Genomic DNA, 6,895 nt, shown 5'->3' on the forward strand with positions numbered 1-6,895 from the left:
AGGATGCATTTCGGGATCAAGGCGCTGGCGCTGGCGAGCGCCGCAGTGGCGGCCTATGCCGCGCCGGTCTTCGCTCAGACGGCGCGCGCCAACTTCGACATTCCCGCTCAGGCGATGGAGACGGCCCTGCGCCAGTATGCGCTCCAGTCTGGGCGCGAGGTGCTGTTCGATCCGGCTCTGGTCGCCGGCAAGCAGGCGCCTGGCCTCAAGGGCGAGCATGACGTCGCCGTGGCTCTGGACCAGCTGCTGCGCGGCTCCGGCCTGCGCGCCCAGGCGGCCGGTCGCACCATCGTCATCGCCCCGGCTCCCACCCGGGTCTCCAATCCCGCTCCCGTCGCGGCCCAGGCGAGCGCGCCTGCGGTCGCGGCGGCCGAGCCCCCGGCCGCTGTCGACGAGATCGTCGTGGTGGGCAGCAAGATCGCCGGCGCGGCCCTCACCGGCGCGCTGCCGGTGTCGGTGGTCGACCAGGCCCAGATCCAGGCGCAAGGGGCGGCCAGCACCGGCGAACTGATCGGCCGCCTGCCTCAGAGCGGCGCCCAGGCCTTCAATAGCGGGGTCCAGGGTCCGAACAATGCTCGTGGCGACGTGGCCTCGGCCAACCTCCGCGGCCTCGGCTCGGGCAATACGCTGGTGCTGCTGGACGGCCGGCGCATGGTTTTGCACCCGACGAGCCAGCAGGAAGGCGGCACAGTCCCGGTGCAGATCGTCAACCTGAATGCAATCCCGGCCTCGGCCCTGCGCAGGGTCGAGGTGCTGCGCGACGGGGCCAGCGCCCTCTATGGCTCGGACGCCACCGCCGGCGTGCTGAATTTCGTCCTCGACCGCGACTTCGAAGGCGCGCAGGTCACCGCCCGCTATGGGGCCTCGGAAGGTACGAACTTCGAGGAGCAAGACCTGTCGTTCAAGCTCGGCGGCTCGCTAAACGAGGGCCGCACGCACGTGGCCGTCTTCGGCCAGATCTTCCACAATTCCGACATGCCAGGCGCGGACCGTGACTATGCGGCCACCGACGACCTGAGCGGCCGTGTGGACGCAAAGTACGCGGGCTATTTCAACCGCACCCAGAGCCAGTCACCTTGGGCCACAGCGCGGGTGGCGACGCCGATCACCGGCCTGGGCGCCAGCTTCACCACCTTCCTCTTCCAGCCCTGCGGCTTCACCGGATCGCGCGCCGAAACCGCCACGCCGGGCGTCTGCCTGAACGGAGGCTCGTCCACTCTGCCGTCCAGCCTCCGGACCGATGAGGGGCCGGTGCGGACCATGATCCCGCGCACCACCCGCGGCAGCGTCATGGGCGTCTTCGACCATCAGCTGACGGGCGACATTACGGTCTTCGGCGACCTGCTCTACTACCGGGCCAGCGCCTATGCCGAGCGCGGCGGCAGCACCCTGCTCACCGACGCTCCGCTCGTGGTGTCCAAGGATAACCCCTACAATCCGTTCGGCAGCGGCCCTGGCCGGCTGGCGGCCTACACGGGTCCGGCCCAGGACGTAACCCTCGTGGGCTACAATGTGCTGGACGTCGGCAACCGCAGCTTCGACGTGGACAATCACCAGTACCGCGCCGTTCTCGGTTTCAAGGGCGAGCTGGGCGGTTGGAGCTGGGAGACCTCGGGCGTCTGGAGTCGCGCCAAGACGATCGACACGGAGCACAATCGCGTCAGCAACACGGCTCTGCAGGCCGCCCTTCAGAGCTCGGACCCGGCCACGGCCTACAACCCCTTCAACGGCGGCGACCCGAGCACCCCGCGCTTCGGTGACGCCACCTTCAACCCGGCGGCCGTTGTCGACCGGCTGAGGATCGACGTGACCCGCAAGAGCGTCACCAAGCTCGGCCTGCTCAACGCCGAGGTCTCCAATCCGGCCGCCCTGACCGTGTTCGGACGCGACATCGGCGTCGCCTCGGGCCTGGAGTGGCGCTACGAGAGCTATGACGACTACCGCGACCCGCGGGTGAACGGGACAATCAGCTACGTCACGCCCACCGGCGCGCGAACCAGCGACGTGGTCGGCACCAGCCCTACCTTCGACACCCACGGCGACCGCAACGTGCTGTCGGCCTATGCCGAGCTGCGCTCGATGGTGGTCCGGCCCGAGGATGGCGTGCCGCTGATGCGCAGCTTCGAGGTGCAGGCGGCGGCCCGCTATGAGCGCTACGGCGACACCAAGGACGAGGTGCTGAAGCCCAAGATCGCCGCCAGCTGGGAAGTGAATGAGGTCGTGAAGCTGCGGGCTTCCTATTCCGAGGCCTTCCGCGCGCCGAACCTGGAGCAGATCAACGCCGCTCCGGCGGTGCGGGTGCAGCAGAACCAGACCGACCTCTATCGCTGCGCCCTGGCCCAGGGGGCGACCACCATCGCAGCCATCGACCGCAGCGCCTGCGCCGCCTTCAGGGGCGATGTGTCGGAGGCCCGCTCGGGCAACGACCGGCTGAAGGCTGAGGACAGCAAGACGGTCAGCGCGGGCCTGGTCCTCACCCCGATCCGCAATCTGGTGCTGACCGCCGACTGGTGGCGCATCAAGCAGACGGGGCTGGTGGGTGTCCTCTCCACCCAGGACCAGATCAACCTGGACGCCATCCGCCGGCTGGAAAGCGGCGGCTCGAACCCGCTGGTGACGCGCAATGCGGCGGGGCAGGTGACTAATGTGCAGGCCATCTTCCAGAACCTGAACGCCCGCACCGTGGAGGCGGCGGACTTCGGCGTGGGCTATCTCGTGCCCACCGACGGCTTCGGCGACTTCCGCTTGAACGCGGAGATGTCGGTCTTCGGCAAGTTCCACCAGTCGCCATCGCCCGAGGCGGCAGCCCTGGTGGCCGCGGGCCTGTCGACGGCCGCGGGCGGCTCGCAACTGGGCCTCAACGGCAATCCGAGGACGCGGGCCTCGGCGACCGTGATCTGGACGGGCGGCGACTGGCAGGTCACCGGCAGCGCGGTGCACATCTCCCGCATCTACGACACTAGCGCCCTGAACTTCCCGGTGAAGTCGTGGACGACCTTCAACGCCGCGGTGCGCTATGCGCCGTCGGACGGTCCGCTTGAGGGCTCCTCGGTGCGGCTGGGGATCAACAATCTCACCGACAGGGATCCGCCGCTCGCGAACCAGCTCTTCGGCTTCTACACCAGCCTCTACAATCCGCGCGGACGGTTCTGGTACCTCGAAGTCTCGAAGAGCTTCTGATGGCCCGAACCCTGTTGGGACGCCTGGCGGTCGGCGCCCTCGCGGCGCTGGCGGTCGGCGGCGGAGCCTTGGCCGCGCAGCCGGCCAAGGCTCCGCCGCGGTTCGACTACATCCTCGACTATGAGGCGATCCATCACCCGGCGATCGCCCGCGGAGGCATGGTGGTCAGCCAGAACGCGGTGGCGTCGAAGGTGGGGGCGGACATCCTCGCCCGGGGCGGCAATGCCGTGGACGCCTCGGTGGCGACGGCCTTCGCCCTGGCGGTGACCTTGCCGCAGGCCGGCAACCTGGGCGGCGGCGGCTTCGCCCTCATCCATATCGCCAAGGAGGGCCGCACCTACGCCCTCGATTACTATCCGCAGGCGCCCCTCGGCACGACCAGGGATCTGCTGCGTGGCGCTGACGGCAAGCTTGATCCGGCCAAGCGCTACTCCCACCTCGGCGTCGGCGTGCCCGGCACCGTGCTGGGGCTAGCGGAGATGCACCAGCGCTACGGGCGGCTTCCCTGGCGCGAGGTGGTCGAGCCGGCGGTGCGGCTCGCCGCGGACGGCATCCGGGTCACCGACCAGCTGGTCTACGGTCTCGCGCTGCAGCGGGAAGGGCTGATTCTGGACGCCCCGACAAAGGCCAGTCTCTTCAAGCCCGATGGTGCGGTCTATCGGCCTGGCGAGATCCTCCGCCAGCCGGAGCTCGCCTGGTCTCTCGGCCAGGTGCGAGACCATGGCGCGACGGCCTTCTACGAAGGGGAGCTCGCCCGGCGGGTGGTGGCTGGGGTCCAGGCCGGCGGCGGGGTGCTGTCCATGGAGGACCTGCGCGCCTATCGCGTCCGCTGGGCAGACCCGGTGACCTGCGACTACCGCGGGGTGGCGATCGCCTATGTCCCGCCGCCGTCGGCGGGCGTCCTGCTCTGCGGGCTGATGAACGTCCTCGAACGCTTCCCGATCGCCGAGTACGGCCAGAACAGCGTCCAAGCTCTGCACGTGACGGCCGAGGCCATGAAGCTGATGTTCGCCGACCGGTCGCGGTTCATGGGCGGCTATCCGCATTACAGTCCGCCGGTGAAGGGCCTCACCAGCAAGGCCTATGCGGCCGAGCGCGCCAGGCTCATCGACCCACAGCGGGCGATGGCGGCGGCTGCTCTGCCCGGGGACCCGCTGCTCTACGAGAGCCGCGACACCACCCATTTCTCGGTCGCTGACGCCCAGGGCAATGTGGTGTCCAACACCTACACTCTGGGCTCGTCCTATGGGGCGCATGTGATGGCCCCGGGCACGGGCTTCTTCCTCAACGACGCCATGGCCAACTTCAACTGGAGTTCGGCCGAGCCGGCCAACCTGCCCGAGCCCGGCAAACGGGTGATCAGCACCATCACCCCGCTGATAGCCTTCCGGGACGGCAAGCCCTGGCTCGTGTCCGGCACGCCGGGCGGGACGCGGATCATCTCGGCCCTGGCCCAACTGCTGATGAATCTGATCGATCACCGGCTGAACGTCGCCGAGGCCACCGCTCGGCCGCGGATCTTCCAGGCGGCGAGCGACACCCCGGTGGAGTTCGAGCCGGGCTTTCCGCCCGACATCCTCAGGCTGATGGAGGCCCGGGGGCATAAGACCCGAACCTCGCTGACCATGGGCTCCACCCAGTCGATCGTCATCGAGGACGGGGTCTTCTACGGCGGTTCGGACGGCCGTCGGCCGGACAACCTCGCGGCGGGAATCGACTGAGGCGCGTGCGCCGAGGCCTGGCGCCTCGGGCGCCTTAGCCGTGCTGACGCCGCGTCCAGGATTTCTTCGGGTGCGCGGCCGGGGCGGCTTCCTACCTCTGGCGTGACCGTCGTTACGCGAGGACCAGTCATGCCCAGCCTCTTCGACCCCATCCAGGTCGGCGACCTCACCCTCAGGAACCGCATCATCATGGCGCCGCTCACCCGGCGCCGGTCCGGGCCTGAGCGGGTGCCGGGGCCGCTGATGGCCGAGTACTACGCCCAGCGCGCCTCGGCCGGCCTGATCATCAGCGAGGCCACCGCCGTCACCCCGATGGGGGTGGGGTACGCCGACACGCCCGGCATCTGGTCGGACGAGCAGGTGGAGGGCTGGAAGCCAGTGACCCGGGCCGTGCACGAGCAGGGCGGCCGCATCTTCCTGCAGCTGTGGCATGTGGGCCGAATCTCCGACCCCAGCTTCCTGGGCGGCCAGCCGCCGGTGTCGGCCAGCCCCATCGCCGCCCGGGGCCACGTCAGCCTGCTGCGGCCCAAGCGGCCGCATCCGGTCCCTCGGGCGCTCACCCTGGGCGAAATCGCCGAGGTCGTGGCGGCCTATCGGAAGGGCGCTGAGAACGCCAAGCGGGCGGGCTTCGACGGCGTCGAGCTGCACGGCGCCAATGGCTACCTCCTCGACCAGTTCCTGCAGGACAGCACGAATCGGCGGACCGACGCCTATGGCGGCCCCGTGGAGAACCGCGCCCGCCTGATGCTGGAGGCGGTGGACGCCGCCATCTCGGTGTTCGGCGCCGAGCGCGTGGGCCTGCACATCGCGCCCCGCGGCGACGACCACGACATGGGCGACAGCGATCCGCAGGCCACCTTCGGCTATGTGGCCCGGGAGGTCGGCAAGCGTGGCATCGCCTTTCTGTTCGCCCGCGAACACCTGGGCGACGACCGCATCGGCCCCCAGCTGAAGGCGGCTTTCGGGGGCGTCTATGTGGCCAACGAGGGCCTGACGGGCCGGGCCGAGGCGCAAGCGCTGCTGGATGCAGGCGAGGCGGACGCCGTGAGCTTCGGCCGCCTGTTCATCTCAAATCCGGACCTGGTCGAGCGGTTGCGCACCGACGCGGCGCTCAATCCCTGGGACGTGAAGACCTTCTACGCCTCGGGGCCCGAGGGCTATGTCGACTATCCCGCCCTCACGTCTGAAGCGGCGGCCTGAGCCGGGTGCCAGCCAACGAGATCGTCGACCTCGATCCGGGCGAGCTGACGGCCGGTTTCCGCACCGCCGAGGCGCCTGTCCCGGGCGGTGCGCCCGCCCTGAAAGGCCCTTGCGCAGGGGGGCGGCAGGCTGCCGCAGTTGGGCGCCGAAAAAAGGGTGTTGACCCGCGGAAAGGGTCCGCCTAAAAGCCCGCCTCCGCCGACGCGGTGCCCCACCGGGCCTCGCGGCGAAACGGAAAGCGCCACTTGCGTTTCGGTCCAAACGAGAGCATGTGGCGGCTTCGGTCGAAACGGACGTTCGCTTGCGGATGTCTCGTCGGCCAGGCGGCCTGGCCGCCAAGGGCGCACTGGTTCAGGCTTCGGCCGGCCGCGCGTCTCACGCGACAAAGCGCTCTGCGCATGGGGTTCGGTCTCCGGGCTCCAGGTCTTTGACATCGTTGATTAGGAAAGAGAAACGCAGGCGGCGGCGTCCTGGCGATGGAGCTAACCGCTCTATCTCGACGCTGACTGTGACTGCGGTCTCTTGAAGACACCATGAATATGGCTGGGCTTTGGCCTGGCCAAGATTTGTGGGAACTCGTCAAGAACTACGCAGACTATGCCAGCCGGTTCCGCAAGGGACTGGTTACGCTGAAGTCAGAACGTCAACTCAACCTGAGAGTTTGATCCTGGCTCAGAGCGAACGCTGGCGGCAGGCCTAATACATGCAAGTCGAACGGCTCTTCGGAGCAGTGGCGGACGGGTGAGTAACGCGTGGGAATGTGCCCTTAGGTACGGAACAACCCAGGGAAACTT

3 protein-coding genes and 1 rRNA gene are annotated in these 6,895 nt (G+C 68.9%); all 4 read left to right on the forward strand.

Going from position 1 to position 6,895, the window contains the following annotated elements:
- The first annotated feature begins 3 nt into the window (after positions 1-3).
- Positions 4-3,180, forward strand: a complete 3,177-nt coding sequence (locus BO64_RS12680) for a TonB-dependent receptor (protein ID WP_496403671.1) — start codon at positions 4-6, stop codon at positions 3,178-3,180.
- Positions 3,180-4,901 (forward strand): gamma-glutamyltransferase, encoded by a 1,722-nt coding sequence (gene ggt, locus BO64_RS12685; protein ID WP_496403672.1) that lies wholly within the window; start codon positions 3,180-3,182, stop codon positions 4,899-4,901. The genes BO64_RS12680 and ggt overlap by 1 nt, the downstream gene beginning before the upstream one ends.
- A gap of 129 nt (positions 4,902-5,030) precedes the next feature.
- Positions 5,031-6,101: an alkene reductase gene (locus BO64_RS12690; protein WP_496403673.1), complete on the forward strand. Its 1,071-nt coding sequence runs from the start codon at positions 5,031-5,033 to the stop codon at positions 6,099-6,101.
- A gap of 649 nt (positions 6,102-6,750) precedes the next feature.
- Positions 6,751-6,895, forward strand: a 16S ribosomal RNA gene (locus BO64_RS12695); the annotation flags it as partial.

The sequence above is a fragment of the Phenylobacterium composti DSM 19425 genome, from assembly GCF_059568645.1.

Coding starts and splice junctions, on each gene's coding strand:
- BO64_RS12690 (WP_496403673.1), top strand. CDS start 5,031: ATGCCCAGCCTCTTCGACCCCATCCAGGTCGGCGACCTCACCCTCAGG.
- ggt (WP_496403672.1), top strand. CDS start 3,180: ATGGCCCGAACCCTGTTGGGACGCCTGGCGGTCGGCGCCCTCGCGGCG.
- BO64_RS12680 (WP_496403671.1), top strand. CDS start 4: ATGCATTTCGGGATCAAGGCGCTGGCGCTGGCGAGCGCCGCAGTGGCG.